General features: G+C 68.6%; 16 protein-coding genes. 7 read left to right on the forward strand and 9 right to left on the reverse strand.

From position 1 onward, the window contains the following. The first annotated feature begins 8 nt into the window (after positions 1-8). Positions 9-344: a hypothetical protein gene (locus A3CU_RS0117770; RefSeq protein WP_027943459.1), complete on the forward strand. Its 336-nt coding sequence runs from the start codon at positions 9-11 to the stop codon at positions 342-344. A 33-nt stretch (positions 345-377) separates the two neighbouring features. Beyond that, the gene (locus tag A3CU_RS0117775) at positions 378-1,292 is read left to right on the forward strand and encodes a hypothetical protein (RefSeq protein WP_027943460.1); all 915 of its coding nucleotides are present in this window, start codon (positions 378-380) and stop codon (positions 1,290-1,292) included. Between the two features lie 14 nt (positions 1,293-1,306). On the opposite strand, the gene A3CU_RS0117780 is transcribed toward A3CU_RS0117775, so the two are convergent. Then, entirely contained in the window at positions 1,307-2,608 is a 1,302-nt protein-coding gene (locus A3CU_RS0117780) for an aspartate aminotransferase family protein (RefSeq protein ID WP_052371814.1), read from the reverse strand. A 192-nt stretch (positions 2,609-2,800) separates the two neighbouring features. On the opposite strand from A3CU_RS0117780, the gene A3CU_RS45245 reads away from it, so the two are divergent. Further along, positions 2,801-3,664, forward strand: coding sequence for a fumarylacetoacetate hydrolase family protein (locus tag A3CU_RS45245; RefSeq protein WP_052371815.1), 864 nt, complete (start codon positions 2,801-2,803; stop codon positions 3,662-3,664). A 62-nt stretch (positions 3,665-3,726) separates the two neighbouring features. Then, positions 3,727-4,893 carry a helix-turn-helix domain-containing protein gene (locus A3CU_RS0117790; RefSeq protein ID WP_027943462.1) on the forward strand — a complete coding sequence of 389 codons (1,167 nt, stop codon included), beginning with the start codon at positions 3,727-3,729 and terminating at the stop codon, positions 4,891-4,893. Here the strand turns inward: A3CU_RS0117790 and A3CU_RS0117795 are convergent. Genes A3CU_RS0117795 through A3CU_RS0117820 form a run of 6 tightly spaced genes read right to left on the reverse strand, consistent with a single transcriptional unit; the run spans position 4,828 to position 12,591 of the window. Then, complete coding sequence (locus tag A3CU_RS0117795; RefSeq protein WP_027943463.1) at positions 4,828-6,204, reverse strand: hypothetical protein; 1,377 nt, start codon at positions 6,202-6,204, stop codon at positions 4,828-4,830. The genes A3CU_RS0117790 and A3CU_RS0117795 overlap by 66 nt on opposite strands. After that, positions 6,201-7,058: an amidohydrolase family protein gene (locus tag A3CU_RS45250; RefSeq protein ID WP_063628844.1), complete on the reverse strand. Its 858-nt coding sequence runs from the start codon at positions 7,056-7,058 to the stop codon at positions 6,201-6,203. Before A3CU_RS45250 ends, A3CU_RS0117795 begins: the two co-directional genes overlap by 4 nt. Continuing rightward, positions 7,055-7,834 (reverse strand): amidohydrolase family protein, encoded by a 780-nt coding sequence (locus A3CU_RS0117805; RefSeq protein ID WP_027943464.1) that lies wholly within the window; start codon positions 7,832-7,834, stop codon positions 7,055-7,057. The genes A3CU_RS45250 and A3CU_RS0117805 overlap by 4 nt, the downstream gene beginning before the upstream one ends. Continuing rightward, positions 7,827-10,256 carry a heparinase II/III family protein gene (locus tag A3CU_RS0117810; RefSeq protein ID WP_027943465.1) on the reverse strand — a complete coding sequence of 810 codons (2,430 nt, stop codon included), beginning with the start codon at positions 10,254-10,256 and terminating at the stop codon, positions 7,827-7,829. The genes A3CU_RS0117805 and A3CU_RS0117810 overlap by 8 nt, the downstream gene beginning before the upstream one ends. Further along, positions 10,253-11,284, reverse strand: coding sequence for a Gfo/Idh/MocA family protein (locus A3CU_RS0117815; protein ID WP_027943466.1), 1,032 nt, complete (start codon positions 11,282-11,284; stop codon positions 10,253-10,255). The genes A3CU_RS0117810 and A3CU_RS0117815 overlap by 4 nt, the downstream gene beginning before the upstream one ends. Beyond that, complete coding sequence (locus A3CU_RS0117820) at positions 11,281-12,591, reverse strand: ABC transporter substrate-binding protein (protein WP_169739650.1); 1,311 nt, start codon at positions 12,589-12,591, stop codon at positions 11,281-11,283. Before A3CU_RS0117820 ends, A3CU_RS0117815 begins: the two co-directional genes overlap by 4 nt. A gap of 280 nt (positions 12,592-12,871) precedes the next feature. On the opposite strand from A3CU_RS0117820, the gene A3CU_RS0117825 reads away from it, so the two are divergent. The 3 genes from A3CU_RS0117825 to A3CU_RS45255 are packed head-to-tail and all read left to right on the forward strand — an operon-like array spanning position 12,872 to position 16,253. After that, positions 12,872-13,855 carry a carbohydrate ABC transporter permease gene (locus A3CU_RS0117825; RefSeq protein WP_211246447.1) on the forward strand — a complete coding sequence of 328 codons (984 nt, stop codon included), beginning with the start codon at positions 12,872-12,874 and terminating at the stop codon, positions 13,853-13,855. Further along, complete coding sequence (locus tag A3CU_RS0117830) at positions 13,852-14,691, forward strand: carbohydrate ABC transporter permease (RefSeq protein ID WP_052371816.1); 840 nt, start codon at positions 13,852-13,854, stop codon at positions 14,689-14,691. The genes A3CU_RS0117825 and A3CU_RS0117830 overlap by 4 nt, the downstream gene beginning before the upstream one ends. Before the next feature lie 23 nt (positions 14,692-14,714). Further along, positions 14,715-16,253: a hypothetical protein gene (locus A3CU_RS45255; RefSeq protein ID WP_052371817.1), complete on the forward strand. Its 1,539-nt coding sequence runs from the start codon at positions 14,715-14,717 to the stop codon at positions 16,251-16,253. 176 nt (positions 16,254-16,429) lie between these two features. On the opposite strand, the gene A3CU_RS45260 is transcribed toward A3CU_RS45255, so the two are convergent. Together A3CU_RS45260 and A3CU_RS55655 are read right to left on the reverse strand one after the other, a co-directional pair. Further along, positions 16,430-17,515 carry an HNH endonuclease signature motif containing protein gene (locus A3CU_RS45260; protein WP_084143327.1) on the reverse strand — a complete coding sequence of 362 codons (1,086 nt, stop codon included), beginning with the start codon at positions 17,513-17,515 and terminating at the stop codon, positions 16,430-16,432. 469 nt (positions 17,516-17,984) lie between these two features. Further along, positions 17,985-18,170, reverse strand: a complete 186-nt coding sequence (locus A3CU_RS55655) for a winged helix-turn-helix domain-containing protein (RefSeq protein ID WP_425388260.1) — start codon at positions 18,168-18,170, stop codon at positions 17,985-17,987. Positions 18,171-18,251: the final 81 nt, after the last annotated feature.

The raw sequence follows: 18,251 nt of genomic DNA on the forward strand, positions 1-18,251 counted from the left end.
AATACCTGATGACCGACGGTTTCACGGCAGATGTGCAGTCCATGCGTACCAAAGCCGGGACAGACCTGCCCGATGTGTCCGCGGAACTGGGCCAGCAGGCTGCGCTGATAAGAAGCCTGGAAATGACCACGAGCACCATCACCGGCTCGGTGGACGGTTCGTCGAGAGTGTTCGGTACCGAGGTCGGAAACGCGAGGACGCTCGGCCAGAACTATGACCAGGTCGTTCACCTGCTCGCGCAGGTCGGGATCGCGTTGAGCCAGTCGATCAGCACGGCGGCCGAGCGGCTGGGCACGATCGCCGACCACTACGAGCAGACCGACCAGACCATCGCCGGAGAATAGCCACGAGACCACCGCACAAAGGGGAACACGACCGTGTCGGACGCCTTTCCAGACGAGCACGCGCCACTGAACGGCCAGACCTTCGAGGTCTGTTACCGACTGATCGCCCAAGGCATCCACGACGAGACGCCGACTTCCAAAGCGGACCCTTTCCACATCGATCCCATCTACAAGAAGATGGTCGACGAGGCGATGGCCCCGCTCGACAAATGGCGGACCTACGCTCATGACGGCGACCCGGCACTACTGCCCACGGTGGCCGGCAACGGGACACCGTGGGCGGACCTGGCCAACATCCAGATCAAGCACCTGCACGATCTTCCCGCCGAGGTGGACAGCATCGGGGAGAGCCTGCGCTGGAACGGAAAGGCATCGGAGGGCTACCTCGCCTATCTGAAGAGGATCAGCAGCAGGCTGCAGAGCTATGGCGGAGATACCGGATACGTGCGGCAGGCCGCCGCGCTTCTCGAAGCCGCTTTCGCCGTTCAGGTCGCATTCAAGAAGGATCTGCTGGAACTCGCCCGCGGCGCGTATGACAAGCTCGAAGCGATCCACGACGGACGCCACGTGGACGACATCGGCACCTTCTGCGTCGTGATCGGTGGCCTCGCCCTTGGTGAACTCGGCGGCGCCATCGCCGCCGGCACCACGATCACAAAGCACGTCTTCGGAAAGGCTGTGACCGCACTCGCCAGTTACGCGTTCGGAGACCCGACGCAAAAGCTGATCATGCACGGCGACACGCCCCAAAAGATCATGAAGAGCTTCGACACCGCACTGGGCCAGATTGTCAACGGGTACGCGAACGCCGCGATTCACGTGAGCCAGGAGATGGACGACCTGTTGACCGACCTCAGGGCGGCCTCCGACGAATCGTCACTACCTCCCGTTCCGTCGGTCGACACCGGCAACACCCCGTCCTTCACCAGAGAACTCTTTCCCCGCTGACCCGTTGCCGTGGATCAAAGCCGGCTGAGCGCTTTCTCGAACGCGGTCAGGGTCTGGTCGATGTCTTCGTCGGTGTGTGCGGCGGAGAGGAACCACAAGCCCCGTGGCACCGTGTTGATTCCCTCGTCCAGCAGGAGGCCGTGCAGCCGGGCCATCGCGGAACGGTCCGTCGCCGCGAAGTCGCGGTAATTGCGGATGTCGGTCGCCTCGGTGAAGTAGAGCTGGAACAGGTGGCCGGTGCCGTGGATGAGCATGGGCACGCCCAAGCGGGAAGCGATTGCGCCGATACCGTCCATGAGCCTGCGGCCCAGCCGCTCCATCCGCGGGTAGATGTCGTCGCGTTTCTCGTCGAGCAGTTCGAGCACGGCACGGGCGCCGGCCATGGCGACCGGGTGGGAGTTGAAGGTACCCGCGTGCGCGACCTTGCCGGCGGCGATCGACTCCATCACCGTGGCCTTTCCCGCCAGCGCGGACACCTGCATCCCGCCGGCCATGGCCTTGCCGAAGACACCGAGGTCGGGCGTGATACCCAGCCGCTGCTGGGCGCCGCCCGGGGCGAGCCGGAAGCCGGTGATCACCTCGTCGAAGATCAGCAGAATGCCTTCGTCGTCGCAGAGCTGCCGGACGGCGGCCAGATAGCCCTCCTCCGGGGTGATCGCGCCCGTGTTGCACAGCACCGGTTCCATGACGATGGCGGCGATCTCACCGCGGTGCCGGGCGATGGTCGCGGTCAGTGCCTCGATGTCGTTCCACGCGGTCAGCACCAGATCGGCGGCCTGTCTGGCCGCCACTCCCGCGGAGCCCGGCACGGGCACCGGGTGGTCACCGGGGCCGGCCTGGTCCACCGGTGGGTGCACGCTGAACAGCACCGGGTCCAGCCAGCCGTGGTAGTGGCCTTCGAACTTGACGATCTTGGGCCGGCCGGTGTGCCCGCGGGCCAGCCGGATGGCGGCATGCGCCGCCTCGGAGCCGACCGAGTTGAACCGGACCAGTTCCGCGCACGGGACCATGGACTGAACCCGTTCGGCGACCTCGATCTCGGTGAGGTGCTGCGCCGAATAGGTCACGCCGCGGCGCATCTGCGCCGAAACCGCCTCGGCCAGTAGCTCCGGGCTGTGCCCGAGGATGGCCGGGCCCTGGCCGAGCACGTAGTCGAGGTAGGTGTTGCCGTCCACGTCCCACAATCGGCTTCCGTGAGCCTTTTCGAGGTAGAGGGGAGTTCCGGGCAGGCGTCGTGCGTCGCTCGACACCCCGCCGGCGATCGCGGCGCGGGCCCGCTCGTACAAAGCGTTGCTGCGGTCCAGTTTCCGAGTCACTCCGGCCTCCACAGTGTTCGGTGCTTGCCCGTTGGTGACCCTAGGCAGCCGCGTGCCGCGGTCGTCAACCATCGCCGCAAGAACCGTGCGACGACCGCAACCGCCGGCGCTTGTCCGGCCCCGCCTGGCGTGTTGTGCTGCCCTCGAACGCCGGTGAGTGCGGCGTTTCGCCGGTTGAGCCAAGGAGACGACATGCATCTCGGACGTATTCGGCGCGCCCCCGGCGAGCCGGTCGAGCTCGCCGCCTGGGATCCGGGCGCTGGCCTGGTATCCCTGCGGCGACAGGCCCCGGACGTCGGTGCCGACCCGCTCGCGCTGCTCGAGCGGCACGGCGTGGCCGGCGCCGCCGAGTTGGTCCGCGCCGCCGCGGGGGAGGAGGACGACCGGCTGGCCGAGGCGGCGGTGATCTTCGAGCCTCCGGTGGCCCGCTGCGGCAAGGTGTGTTGCATGGCCCTGAACTACCGGGCCCACGCCGAGGAGAGCGGGCTGGCGGTGCCACCCGACCCGGTGCTGTTCTTCAAGCCGGCCACCGCGCTGACCGGGCACCGGTCGGTGATCCGCCCGCCGGCCCGGACGAACAAGGTCGAGCACGAGGTGGAACTCGCCGTCGTGATCGGGGCCCGGTGCCGGGCCGTGCGGGCCGCCGACTGGCGGGCGGTCGTCGCCGGCTACACGATCATCAACGATCTGACCGCCCGAGACCTGCAACTGGTCAACCACGACCGGAACGTGCCGTGGGACCAGGCCAAGGCGTTCGACGGGTTCGCGCCGCTCGGGCCGTACCTGGTCACGGCCGACGCGGTGCCTCACCCGGAGAACCTGGACATGACACTCACGATTGACGGACAGGTGCGCCAGTCGGCCAACACCGGGCAGATGGTCTTCGGTATCCCCGAGCTGATCCAGGACCTGACCGACGGCATGACGCTGGAACCGGGTGACGTGATCGCGACCGGCACCACGGCCGGCATCGCGCCGGTCGCCGACGGGGACGTCATGCACGCCACGATCACGGGACTGGGCACCCTGTCCAACAAGATCAGTTTCGGTGATTAGTGCCGCAATACCAAGGGGTTTAGGACGTCCGAAACCGGGCCAGGGTGGGCTATGCTGCGAAAATGCTCGACCCGGCCGTCTGCTGCCTCATCGTCGACGTGGACGATTTCCTTTCCCGGTCGAGGAGTGACGGGTGGGCGGATCGCACCCGCCGCTCGCTCCGGCGCGTCATCGACGACCAGGTCCGCGACGAGGCCGGCGCCAGTGTCCAGGCATCGCTGCCCGACGAGTGGGTGCTGGTCCTGCGCTCGGCGACCGCGCACGAGCTGAAGGCCCGGGCCGAGGCCGTCGCGGCCGGCATTCATCGCGGGGTGCGTGCCGGCCGGGACGTCACGGTGACGGTGGCCGTCGGTCAGGTGGTCACCGGACCGAACGCGATTCCCGACGCCCTCTCCTCCGCTCGGCGCGCCCACCGGGCCAAGCTGACGCTCGGCCCGGACCGGGTGATCACGGTGGGCGCGACGACCGGCGAAGGGGCCGTCCCGATCCCGCACGACGTCCACCGCGAACTGGCGCGCGCGATCGGCCGGGGCGAACCCGATCGCGCCAGCCGGTTGCTCTGGCACTGGTTCAGCACCGCGCTCGAAGCAGCCGCCGGCGACGACGAGACGGTCCGGCGGTGGCTGCTGGGCCAGGTGTTGTCGGCCACCGCGGCGCTGCACGGGCGCCTCGGTACGGGCACGGCCGCGGACTGGATGGCCGTGTGCGGGTCAGTGCCCTACCCGGCGCTGGCCGAACTGGCCGAGCTGCACGAACCAGCCGCCGTCGCCGCGTGGATCGAGCGGGTGGTCGCCGAGCTGGCGGGTCAGCGCAGGCGGACACCGAGCGCGACGCTCGATCTCGTCCGGCGGTATGTGGACCAGCACTTCACGGATCCGCAGCTGACACTGAAAGGTGTCGCGCTGACCGTCGGGGTGAGCCCGTTTCACGTCTCCCACCTGTTCCGGTCCGAGCTGGACACCACGTTCCGCGACTACGTCAGCCAGCGCCGGGTACGGCACGCTCAGCGGCTGCTGGAACGGACTCACCTGGACATGGCGCAGGTCGCGCGGGCCAGCGGGTTCGGCACGCCGGTCCAGCTGCGCCGGGTGCTGGTCCGGGAAACCGGCACCACGCCGTCGGCCATCCGCCGGTCGGCGCGTGAGCGCACCGTCGAGGGCGGGTCAGCGGGCCTCGAGTTTGCCGATCATGAGCCGGAAGCGTTGCCGGGGGCGACCGCCGCCGGGTGACGGCGCGGGCGGCATCGTCCAGGCCATGCCGGCGGCGGCCAGGCTGTGCAGGATCCGGCGGGCACTGCGCAGGGTGACCGACAGTGCGTCGGCGATCCGCGCGGCGTCGACGATCAGCGGCTCGGGCTCGGTGTCCGGCAGCGCCATGACGATCCGGCGGAGCAGTTCCCGTTCGTGAGCGTACTTGTCATCGGCGACGACGCGGGGGCGCCGGCGGGACCGGGGCGGCAGCCCGACGACCGTGCCGTCCGTGCTGACCAGTTGCACCGGGTGCCCGGGATGGCTCTGCGCCAGGCCCAGCGCCCGCTGGGCGTTGGCGTCCGCCTCCTGCACGGTGCCGCCGGTGCCGATACCGACGAGGGCGCGCAGGCCCAACGCCGCCTCCAGCCGGTCGACGAACGGCGCGACGTGCAGGTCGTCGGTCATCCGGCGCAGCGCCCCCGCGGTCGCGGTGACACCGAACGTCATGCCCTCGTGCGCCACCAGCGCCGCGCCGGCGTTCTCGACCTCCTCCAGGAGGACCTGGTGCACGGCGAGCCGCGTGCCCTGCAACCGATAGTTGCTCCAGCCCCAGTGGCCGGACCCGACCGGTGCCATGACCTGCACGGTCATGAGCACGAGCTGGGCTTCCTCCAGCAGGTAACCACTGCCCAGCAAGGCGCTCGTGACCAGGGCCGTGCGCAGCACGGCCGTGGTCGGCGACATCCGGACGGTCGGAATCCCCGCCTCCGCCAACCGGTTCGCGACGGACTTGACGGTCGTGAAGGCCGCCGTGGTGGCCCCGGAGCGGAACAGCTCGGCGTGGAACTCGCCGAAGTCGTCGACCGATGCCGGACCCTCGTACGGTGCGACGTGCAACCGGCTGTCGTCGCGGCCGATGTCGGCGTAGGCCTCCCCGACCTCCGCCAGCGAGATGGAGTCGATGCTGATCCGCTCCATGTCGATGGCGGGATCGGCCGAACCGCGGATCAGCGCGGACAGCAGCGACGTGCTGCTGATCGGCACGAACGTCGACGGTATGGGCAGGTACTCGGCGGCCAGGTCGTACTGCAGCGGCCCGGTGAACAGGACGATGTCCGCCTGCTCGCTCACCGTCTGCGCACTGGAGAGCGTCTCCGCGACGGTCTGGTGGGCAGCGCCGATCAGCCGCACGTTGCCGCCCAGGGCCGCGTCGAGGCTCATAATGGTCTGTACCACGTCCGGCGGGCCGACAACCCCGATCGTCACCGGTGCCCGGACCCGGGCCAGGTGGTCGCCGGGGGACTGGGGCGGAACGCCCAGCCGCGGCGAGTGGGAAGCCGCGTCGTTCACTGCGCCAGTGTGCCGGACGTGCCGATGCGGTCGAGCAGAGGCACGCCGGTCGGGCCTGGCCGGGACAGCAGCCGGAGCATGGTCCCGCCGAGGACGGCCGCCCGGTCTTCCTCGGAGAGCCGCGCGAACATCACCCGCCCCAACGACATCCGCAAGTCGATGAAGGGGAAGTCGGAGCCGTACACCACCTGCCCGGCCCCGACGGCCCGGACCATTTCGGCGATCGCCCGGCCGTGCATGTGGGAGCCGCACAGTTCGAGCAGCACCCGCGGGTTGCGGCGGGCCACGTCGATCGCCCGGTCGAAGGAACTGGGGAGCACGCCCGAGTGCCCGGCCAGGATCCACGCCCGCGGGTGATCCGTCGCCACCCGGTCCACATGGGACAGATCGTCGAACGGCGAGCCGGCCCAGGTATGGACCAGGACCGGGCGAGCCGTGCGTTCGGCGTACTCCCACACGGCCGCGTAGCGGGGACCGTCCAGCGGGTACTCGTGCAGGTCCGGGTGGAGCTTGATCCCGACGAACGACGGGTGGTCGCGCCAGCGGGCGAGCTGGCCGGCCGGATCCTGCCACGGGTTGATCACCAGGTAGCCGGCGAAGCGGTCGGGGTGCGCCGCACACAGCGCGGCGGTCTCCTCGTTGCCGGAGTCGGCATCGAGCTCCACCGCCAGCAGGCTGGAGACGAGGCAGCCCGCGACGCCGCAGCGGTCCATCACCCGCACCATGGCCTCCCCGCTCGGATCGGCCACGAAGAACCGGTGGTACGGCCCGACGTGCGCGTGTGCGTCCAGGATCACCGCACCCGCCCACGGTTCGCGGCTGAGCACCTGCCCGGCCGGCGCCCGGCTGTTCATCTCACCTCCACTGTGGATCGCGGCCCCGCGAGCAACCGGCGCATGGTCCCGCCGCCGATCTCGCGCACCGCGGCATCGTCCAATTCGGACCAGAGCAGGCGGGCCACCGCCTCCGCCGGGTCACGCACCGGTTGCCCGGTACCGAAAACCAGCCGGTGCGCGCCGAACCGCTCGGCCAGGAACTCCAGCGTGAGGTGGCCGGAGAGGTTCGCCGTGCAGACGAGCACCCCCGGGCGCCGCTCCAGCAGGCCGCACAGCCGCCGCAGTTCCCGGTAGCCGACGTCGGAGAGGATCAGCCGGAGATCGGGGTGCGCCGCGGCGACGAGCTCCACTTCCCGCCAGCCGGCCTCGCTCGTCTCGACGAGCACCGGCAACCCGTGCCCGGCGGCCGCCTCCAGCAACGGCGCCAGGTCCGGCCCGGTCAGGTCGAAACCGTGCGAGGTGGGCCGGGCGGTCAGCAACGCCACCCCGCTCGCGTGGGCCTGCGCGACCAGCGCCGCCCCAGCCGGTAGCTCCCCACAGGTCGGCGGGAGGACCGTCCAGCAGGCGTGCAGCCGGGGCTGGCCGGCGACCTCGGCCAGCAGCCGCGCGTTGCCCGCCGCCGGATCGTGGTGGGTGGCAAGGGAATGCGTGACCACGGCTTCGGCGATCCCGTAGCGGTCGAGTTCGGCGAGCATCGCCGCCGGTGTTCCGTCGCCGACGTCGTGAGCCGGGTGCCGGCCCAGCGACGCGGCGATGTCGAGCAGCCTCAGCTCGGCAGTGGTTCTCTCAGTCATGGGCCGCCGGCCGCGCGATGCGGATCGTCCAGGGCCCTTCCGACGGCAGTCGCACGCCAGCACCCGTGGGAGAGACGGTGGGGGAGACCTCGACCCCGTTGACCGTCATGACCTCCGCCCGGGAGGCCCAGGATGCGTGCACGGTGACGACGGCCGCCCGGTCGGTTACGACGTTCGCGACCAGTCCCTCGCCGTCGACCCGGCACCACCAGGCGAGCACCCCGCGGCCGGTGATCGCGGGGAACGCGGTGTCGGCCTCGGGTTGCTCGGGGTCGAGGTCCCAGCGCGCCCGCTCGAACACGCCGTCGCCGTAGTCGCGGGTCCAGTGGTCCGGGCCGACCGTGTCCTGTGCCCCCGGCAGCCGCACGGTGACCGTCCCAGGCCCGTCGCCTGGCTCGACCACCACGTCCGGCGCGTCTTCTTGGAACGGCACCAGGACGGTGTGCAGCGTGCCCCGCTCGTGGGCCAGGTGCAGGCCGTGAATGGTGCCGAACTCGTCCGGCTGGGCACGACGGTCCCGCAGTGCCGAGGCGTCGTCGTTGGTGGGCAACGGAATCTGGCACCTCGGGAGCCGGGCCGGGCCGGTGTCCCGTTCGACGCCGGCCGGTGCCTCGGCCGGCACCACGACCAGGCCCGGGCCGGACTCGGAGACGTACCGCCGGTCGCCGTCGGCCCGCCACGGGGAGACTCCGTGCAGCGTCCAGGTCGAATTGATCGGCGAGCCGCCGAGGTCGTCGACGACCAGCCAGTACTGCGGCGCCGAGCGGACGAAGACGATCCGCCGGCGGTGCCGCTGGGCGAACGCGTCGTGCCGGCCGGTCACCACGTCCACGCCACGGCCAGCGATATCGGCACTGACATCGGCACTGACATCGGCACCCAGGGTCCAGAACGACTCCACGACCGTGTTGCGGCCGACCGAGTCCGGCTCGCCGTCCAGCGTCACGCTGTTGTGCCCGCGACCCGCCTGGAACCACGAGTAGTAGCCGGGGTCGTCGTAGCTGGGCGGCCCGCCCGCCTCCCAGGCAAGCGGCTCGCCCCAGCCGGAGATGACGAAGTCCAGTGCGGCGTGGTGCGAATGCGACTCCAGTTCGTGTCCGACGTACGGGCCCAGGTTCACCACCGTGGTCAGGTCCGCCGGAGACCAGCCGTGGCGAAGCATCGCGTGCCCGCTCGTCCGCAGGAGGCGGCTGCTGTTGGCGGGCGGGGTGCTCGGCGCCGCCAGGAAACGCTCCACCGGGTCGGTGCCGTCCGGCCGCGGTCCCAGCCGGTCCAGCCGGTCCACGATCTCGTCGGCGTCCATCCACTTCTCGACCAGGTGCTTCCAGGTCGGCTCGTCCCACAGGTAATGGCCGGCCAGCAGCAGCTCCGCCGGCCGGACGACGTGCGAGTCCTGCAGGTGCGGCACCCAGCCGGCCGGGTGCGCCAGCTCGGCCAGCCAGCCGTATGCCGCGCGCAGCCGCGGGTGATCGGTGATCGGCCACTGCTCGTGGTCGGCCGACAGCACCGCCACCTGCAGCGCCTGCAGGCACATCGCGTGGTAGCTCGGCGCGCGTTCGAAATGGCCGCCGTCGGCGTAGAAGTCGAGTTCCAGGTGGTCTTCGATCCGCCGCTGCGCGACGTCACGCCAGGTCCGGTGCTCGGCGAACTCCGGGTAGAGCGCGGAGGTGTGCGCGAGTTCGCTGACCGAGGCCACCTGCCAGTTGCCGTGCCGGAACGAGACGTGTTCCTCGGCCGCCCAGCGCGCACCGCCCAGCAGGCACTTCATCGTCCGCCGCCACTGTTCGTCGGTGAACGCCGGCTCGCCGGACAGCAGCGAGATCGCCTGGTTGAACATGCCGCTGCGCGCCCAGATCCCGAGCGAGTACCAGATGACGTCCAGTCCCGGCCAGTCACCGACCACCTGGTCGCGCACGTCGTACCACCGGGAGAACAGCTCGCCGTACCGGGCGGCGTACTCCGCCCGTCCGGTCAGGGCGTATGCCTCCAGCAGCGGCTTCATCCAGTACAGGTAGTGGAAGCCGTAGAAGCTCGACCGGCCGCGGCTGCTGTCCAGCAGGTCGATGTCCGCATCCAGCAGCGCGTCCGCCGCCTCGCGGAATCCGCCGTTCCCGGCGCGGGTGCCGAGGATATGGCGCACCGACTCGGGGTAGCGCAGCACGGTGTCGGCCGGCGGCGCCGACGGCCGGGCCGCGCGGCGCTGGACCCAACGCCGGAGGTCGCCGACCGGCACCGGCGCGGTCCCCGCGGCCCGGTAGGCCCGCCACTCACGCAGCATCCGCTCGGTGTCTCCGGCCACCTTGGCGACCGGCTCGAGGCCCGGCACGGTGAGATCGAGGGCGTCGAGCAGGTGCTCCTCGCTGATGTGCCGCATCCGGATTTCGTCGACGTGTGGCGGGTTTTCCACCCAGCGCTCGGTCATCGGGCCACCCCGGCGACGGCGACCGGCCGGCCCTGGTCGATCGAGGCGTGGGCGGCCTCCAGCACGGCCGTGACGTGCCGCGAACTCTCGACCGTGATCAGCGGTTCGGTGCCGGTGTTGGCACAGTGCACGAAATGCGCGATGGCGTCGGTGTAGGCGCCGGCCCGCACGCCGTGCACCACGCGCTGCAACATGTTGCGGGGAAAGGAAACCTCGCGGTCGGTGGCCAGCACGATGTTCTCCTGTTGGCGGTCCAGCTGGATCGCGCCGTCGTCGCAGATCAGCGTCACATAGCTGTCGACCATCGTCGGGAAGGTGTTCGGGTAGATCCACGCGGACTCGAACGTCGCCACCGCGCCCCGGCGGAACCGGGCCTGGATCTGGATGGCGTCCGGGGTGTCGATCCCCAGCGAGGACAGCTTCCCGTAGCGGGCGGTGGCGAACACCTGCTCGATCTCGTCGTCGAACAGCCAGGTGACCAGGTCGATGTCGTGACTGGAGAGAAACCAGGCGCACGTGGTCTGCTGAGCCCAGCTGAGCATTTCGGTCGGGACGTAGATGGTGTCGTCCTTGCGCGCGTAGCCGACGGCCGGGGCGCCGAGCCCGGCGATCAGGTCCTTGGCCTGTGCGTAGGCGGGGATCCACCGGTGGTTGAAGATGCACATCGCCACGACGCCGGCCTCACGCACGGCCTGGACACAGCGGTCGGCGTCGGCGACCGAGGTGGTGAACGGCTTTTCCACCAGCACGTGCAGCCCGGCGGCCGCGGCCTTCACCACGACGTCGGCGTGCAGGTGGTCGGGCGTCGTCACGACGACGGCATCCACGGCGCCGGAGGTGATGAGCTGGTCGTAATCGTCGAAGACCACCGGCTGCCCGCTCAGCCCGCCGGCCAGTTTCTCGGCGTCGGCCCGGGTGCGGCTGGTGATCGCGGCGACCTCGGCCCCGGCGAGCGAGTCGAGCACCTGGGCGTTGCCGGTGCCCATGATGCCCGCGCCGACCACGCCGACCCGTAGTGCTCCCGTCATTTCGCCAGCTCCTGATTCCACTGTTGCTCGGCGTTGCCGAGCGCGGTCTTTGCGTCCACGGCGCCTTGTAGGAAGGCGCGGATCTGCTCGTCGAACAGGTCACGAAGTTGCTGGTCCTTGGGGGTGCCGAGGGCGCCGTCCGCCAGGTCGGGCAGGGTGTCGACGATGATCTTCCGCGCGACGGCGCTCGCGTCGGTGCCCTTAACGGCGAAGTACGGATCCTCAAGCGTCGCCTTGGTGGACGGGAAGATCGCCACGACCTTGCAGAACGCCAGTTGGTTTTCGTTGTTGGTGACGAACTTGAGCCAGTCGGCGGCGGTCGCCTTGTTGTCCGAGCCGTTGGGGATCGCGAAGGTCTGCTGCGCGGCCAGTAGCAGCTTCCCGTTCGGCGTGCGGGCGCTCGGCGTCACGACCAGGTCGCCGTAGACCTCCGGCGCGTTCTTCTGCGTGTTGACCAGCTGTGTCGCCGGCACGTTCGCGACGAACCCGATCCGGCGGTTTTCGATGTTCTCCGGCAGGTTGCGGATGTCCTTGGAGACCACACCCGGCGCGATCGCCCCGGAGTCGTAGGCCGCCTTCCACCTGTTGAGGATGTCGATCGTCTTCGGGGTGTTGAACGCGGCCGCCGTGCGCTGCGGGTTCAGCATGTCCACGCCGTAGTAAGGGAGAACCTGCGACCACTCGTACAGGTTCATCCCGGCCACCCCGGACTTCTGCTTGACCTCGGTGGCCAGTTGCAGGAAATCGTCGATGGTCTTCGGCGGGTTCTGCGCATCGAAGCTGGTCCCGGCCAGCGCAGACTTTCGGTAGATGGCAACGGGTGAGCCGCCGTTGTACCAGGGAAGCGCGGTCAGTGCCCCGTCCCGCTCCAGCGGTTTGACCAGTGAGGGCTGGTAGGCGGCCAGTTCCTCGGCCGTGAAGTACTTGTGGAGGTCGGCCACCGAGTTCTGGAACCGGCCCAGGTCCTTCGAGTTGATGTTGACCAGGTCCGGCGGATTGCCGGAGGACAGTGCCGCCAGCAGCTTCGTGGCGAGGTCGTTGCCTGGAACGTCGACCCAGTTGATCTTGGTGCCCGGGTGGCCGGCCTGGTAGCGGTCGATCAGGCCCTGGACGTATTCGCCGTAGTTCGCCTTCAGGTTGATCGTCCACCATTCGACCTCGCCGCCGAGTTTGGTGGAGTCCGGCTGGTCTGAACCGCCGCCGGCGTTGGTTCCGCTGATGCAGCCGGACAGGGTCAGCAGCAGGGCCAGCGACGCGACCAGGGCGCGCCACCATCGGGCCGGACGAAGGGTCGGATCGGATCGCATGGCGACTCCCGACAGGTGGTTGAAGGCCGATGACGTGGTGAGGCAACGGTCGACAGTTTCGGACATGGGTTGCCGACTAGTCAATAGCCCATCGGGGGGCGCGGTCGATGTGTTGGTCTGATTTTGAAAATACTTGGTAGACAACGTTATTTGACGTGTTGAGAGTCAGGGCTAGACCAGGGTGGGGGACCGGACCTATAGTCGTCGCACCCGTTTGGGACATCGATGAATCATGTTCCAGACGCCTTAACTTCGACTGTTGTCCGAGGTGGGAGGTGAAATGCCCATCGGGTCCGGAAGCGACATGTCCCCGCCGGCCGCCGTGGCCGATCGGCCGGTGCCGCCGCGTGGGTCCCGGCCCTCGCTCGTCCCCGCGCGGCGCTCGCGGTGGCGGGCACGCCCGAACCGGCCGCCGTTGTGGTCGCCGTGGCTGTTCATGCTGCCGGGCCTGGTGTTGTTCGCCGTGTTCTACGTCTGGCCTGCCACCCAGGCGTTGCAGCTCGCGTTCTTCGACTACGACGGGATCTCGCCGCCGGTGCCGGTCGGAATGGCCAACTTCACGCGCCTGCTCGGCGACTCCCGGTTCCACGAGGCGCTCGCCAACTCGTTCCTGTTCCTGGCCGGCATGATCCCGCTCGCGGTGTTCGCACCGATGTTTCTCGCGGTACTGGTCAACCAGAAGCTCCGCGGCATCCAGGCGTTTCGCGTCGCGATCGTGATGCCGGTCGTGGTCTCGATGGTCGCGGTCGCCGTCACCTGGAAGTACGTGCTGGACTCCCAGGGCGTGCTGAGCTGGCTGGTCACCACCCTCGGGATCTCGGAGGAACCCAAGGCGTGGTTGCTGGACTCGACCTGGGCCCTGCCCAGCCTGATCGTGATCGAGGGCTGGAAGAGCATGGGGCTCTACATGATGATCTACCTGGCCGGCCTGCAGGCCATCCCGGCCGAGCTCTACGAGGCCGCCCAGCTCGACGGCGCCGGGGTCTGGCAGCGGCTGAGAAGGATCACCATGCCGCTGCTCGTCCCGCACATGGCGGTGACGTCGACGATGGCGATGCTGGACGCGATGCAGGTCTTCACTTCGGTGTACGTGATGACCAGGGGCGGCCCGCAGGACAGCACGATGACCCTGGGCTATTACGTGTGGTCCAAGGCCTTCGAGGACTACGACTTCGGCTACGCCAGCGCGGTGGCGCTGGTGCTCTGGGCGATCATGATCATTCTGGCGCTGCTCAACTACCGGATCACGAGGGAGCGTCAATGACGGCCCGCACCCGTCGCGTCCGCCTGCCGGCGCTGGCGGCCAACTACGCCGTGCTCATCATCCTGGCGATCGTCTTCGTCGCCCCGTTCGTGGTGCTTCTTTCGGCCGCGCTGAAGCCCGCCACGCAGGACGTGTTCTCGTTCCCGCCGGACCTGATTCCCCGGCCGCCGGTCCCGGACTGGTTCATCCATGCCTGGACGGTCATCGACTTTCCCCGCTACCTACTGAACTCGGTGCTCTACGTCGGCGTCATGGTGCCGGCCTATCTGGTCGTGGCGGCACTGACGGCCTACCCGCTGGCACGGATGCGGTTCCGGTTCCGCGGCCTGGTCTTCATGCTCTTCCTTTCCACCATGTTCCTGCCGGGCGAGCTGATGCTGATCCCGCGCTTCCTGGTGGTCTCGCAGCTCGGCCTGGCCGACAGCTATGGCGGCGTCATCCTGCCCGGCCTGCTCTCGGCCACGGGTATCTTCCTGCTGCGCCAGACCTTCGCCGCGGTGCCGCAGGCACTGGAGGATGCGGCCAGGATGGACGGTTGCCGGGAGTGGGGCATCTTCTGGCACGTGATGGTCCCGGCGGCCCGGCCCGCGTTCGCCGTGCTGGCCATCTTCGGGTTCATCTCGGTCTGGAACAGCTTCATCTGGCCGCTCGTGGTGCTCAAGGACACCGACAAGTACCCCATCGCACTGGCACTGTCCTATCTCACCGGTGTGACCGGCACCGACGTGCGCTCCCTCGCGGCCGGCACGGTCATCTCGTTGATCCCCGTCATCGTCTTCTTCGTTCTGATGCAGCGCCACATCCTCGAAGGGATGAAGGGCGCAGTAAAGGGTTGACCACCGCACGGAGGGAACACCTTATGACCGACCTCAACCCGAAGTTGGGACGCCGGCAGCTCTTCCGGGCCGGCGCCGTACTCGGCCTCGGCGTCACCGCCGGCCTGGCGACCGCGCCCCTGGCCCGCGCCGAGGGCCGTGACTATGCCCTGCGCGCGACCTACGACTGGGCCGAGGCGTATTTCACCGAGCACGGCGAAGCGCAGCCCGATGTGCCCAACGAGATCGGCGGCGCGTTGGCCTGGGGACAGTCCTACATCCTGCGCTCGTATCTCGCGATGTACCAGGCGTTCGGCGACACCCGGTACCTGGACCTGTTGTGCCGCAACACCGACGCCATCCTGGGCAACCGGGACAGCGTGCGCGGGGTCACGGACTGGCGCGGCGAGTCGCGGCCGGCATGGCGGGGCTGGCAGCCGTACACGGCCGGCCAGGTGGACGTCCCGGGCGCGAACGGAACTCCGGTGCTGCGGCTACGCACCTCCCAGACCTACGCGAACACCGTGGTCGCCGAGGTGGTGCCCGAGTCCGCCGATCGGTTCACCGTGATCGTTACGGACACCCGCGTGAATGTCTCCAACACGTTCACGAAGCTGACGATGGACGCGACCAGCCCGGACTACGTCGTCAAGCGGATCCTCGACGCCAACCCGACATCCACCCGGGCCACGGCCGTGGACCTCCGGCCGGACAACGCCCCGGCGGTGCCGCGGGCCGGTACCTACACCATGGCGTCGGCGTACGTGGTCTTCTCTGTCCACACCGGAATGGTCACCGCTCCGATCGCCGAGTTCTGCCGGCTGGTCCGTGAGAACCCGATACTGAATGCGCGGTATGGCGCCAAGGCGGCCCGATACCTGCAGGCGGCCCGTGCCGCGGTCGACTGTCACGACGGCGAATGGCGCCAGAACGACCAGGGCGAGGGCTTCTACATCTGGCCGAAGGGGACACCGCTGGCCTTCGACGGCTGCGAGATGCCGCACAACCAGTTCCTGGCGCTGGCCACCACGCAGCTCCATCTCGCCGCGCTTACCGGCCACCCGGCGTACCGCGACCGAGCGGTTCGCATGCTGACCACCTTCCGCAACGATCTCATGGTCCAGGGCAACAGCTACGTGTGGCACTACTGGTGGACCAAGGGGCGTGTGTACAACGGCTACCGGCAGGTCGACGACGTCTCCGAGTGGACACCCGCCTACCCGTCCGGCGCTCGCCAGATGGAGGACGGTTCGCACGGCGCCGTCGACGTCGAGGCGATGCTCGTGGCGCAGCGGGCGGGCTTGGTGTTCGGCGACGCGGACATCCGGCGAATGGCCGCCACCTACACCGACAACCTGATGCACCACGACGCCGACGGCACCCCGCACGTCTGGAGCTACGTCAACGGGAGCGGTGTCCTCGGATCCCAGGACCAGCAGGCGCCGCGCTGGGTCAACCTGGCGCCCTGGGACGGACGGATCTTCACGCACGCGAGGGACATCTTCAACCGCCAACAGCCGGAGCCCATCTTCGGCTCCGCACTGCTGGGCACCGCGTTCCTCGCCGCGTACAACCGGAAGTGAGGTGCCGATCGCCACGGTCGCGCCCGGCGTGCTGGTGGCCGGGCCCGAGCCCAGCCTGGCCGACGAGGTCCACGCCCTGCACGCACGCCTGCACGGCATCAGCGAATACGCCTGATTTAGGCCGCGGCCACCTTCATCGCCGCGCCGCTCGGCCCGGCCGCGAGACGGCTGGGGTGTCAGTAAGGCGGCTCCTGGGCGCCTCCTTGTTGTTGATCGTCCTTTATGGACCCGTTGGATTTTTCGACCGCCGGTTTCAAGATCGGTTCCGGCCGGGTGGTGTGGGCGCGCCCGGCCGGGGGCGTCACGGTCAGCTCGCCTGTCGTCTCGTTGAGGTTGAAGGTCCACCCATCAACGTCCTTCAATCGATGATGCCGACGACATAAGCAGGTGAGATTCTGTTTGGCGGTGTGGCCGTTTTTGCCGCGCCGGAAGTCGCGGTGGTGGTCCACATCGGAGCGTTGTGCGGGTCGGCGGCAGCCGGGTGCGCGGCAGGTGCGGTCGCGGACGCGGACGAATTCGTCGAGGGCGGCGGGTGGCCGGTAGCGGGTGCGTCCGACGTCGAGGACGGCGCCGGAGACGGGGTCGCAGGTGACTTTGCGCCACACGCTGCTGGGGTTTGCCATGATCTCCCGAGCGGTCTCTCCCGGGATGGGGCCGTGTCCTTCGAGCACGCAGCCGGTGTTGGTGATGCCCAGTGCCGCGTCGATGGGCACGTGCACATATATCTGCGCCAACGCCCCAGGCAGGCCTTCATGTTTACCCAGTGCCAGATCGGCGAGGACATCCACACGCAATTGGTCAAGCGTGCGGTCCTCTTCCTTGGTCTTCAACTTGCGGGCGATGCCATCCACTCGCGCGTAGATCGCGCCGGCGATCTCGGCGGGGAGGTAGGCCCACAGGGAGGCCATTCCTTCGTCGGCATGGATCAGTTCGAGCCGGCGGTCTTTCCGCCGTTTCTTCGCTCGCTCAGCGTATCCGTCGGGATCGATGGCGCACACGGCATCGCGCGCCATCCTCCGCACCTTCTCGGGGTCTTTGCCTGCCAAGCGTCTGGCGATCCGCTTATCGACCTCACGGGCCTGCTCGTCTGACAGGGTTGCGGTCACCTCACACACCTTGTTCGCCGTGCGCAGGTCGATCTCGCCGTTCTCCATAGCCGCCAACAACTTCGGCAGTCGAGTGATCAGTGCTTCTACCGTAGAGACCAAACCGTCAGCGGCTTGCTTGCTGAGACAGAGCTCGAGCGCAACTTCGTCAGCCACCCACCTGGTATGGCCACGAATCTTGCTAATCGGGCAACTGTGTGGACCTGGATGGCTTGGGCACGGCAGATCGCTTCTCGTGCCACGCCCATGGTCTCAACCACCGCTTCGTCGGCCATGCGGGCGATATCGTCGCCGCGCAGCGAAAACAACTCATGCATAGGGGATCCTTCGCTCGTGAACGGAATACATCTATTCTATCGATCAGACGAGCGACAGTCCATCGAACATAACATAAAGACCCGACGCAGAGCAGCTCGGAAGACCCGCGGGTGCCACAAAATCCGGCCTGATCTGCGGGGTGTCGGTCTCCACGATGCGCCTGAGCCGGTCGGAGTCGATCAGGTCGAAGACCTGGTGGTCCGGGCTGGCAAGCGGGTTCTTGCCATGAACCGAAGTCGCCGTCGGCGTACGGCATCGACCTGCGCTTAATCTGACACCAGCACGCAACGAGCCGTGCGGGGACCAGTTAGGGATCCGTCAACCGGCGAACGTATGCGGAGACGTTGTCCTGTGATATCCCGACTGCCTCGGCGATCTCACGTACCGACCCGCCAGAGGGGTGGACGGTCAGTGAAGTCACATCGCAGGAGATTCGCGAATTCTGGACACTGGAACGAAACAACCGTACCGTGCAGACCGCTGCGCACCGCATGTATGACCCCGTGCGGAAACCAACACCTCCACGCGACTTGGCTACGCCCGCGGTGTCATCTCCTTCCGCTTCGCCGATCAG

The organism is Amycolatopsis taiwanensis DSM 45107, from assembly GCF_000519205.1.
Lineage (GTDB): Bacteria > Actinomycetota > Actinomycetes > Mycobacteriales > Pseudonocardiaceae > Amycolatopsis_E > Amycolatopsis_E taiwanensis.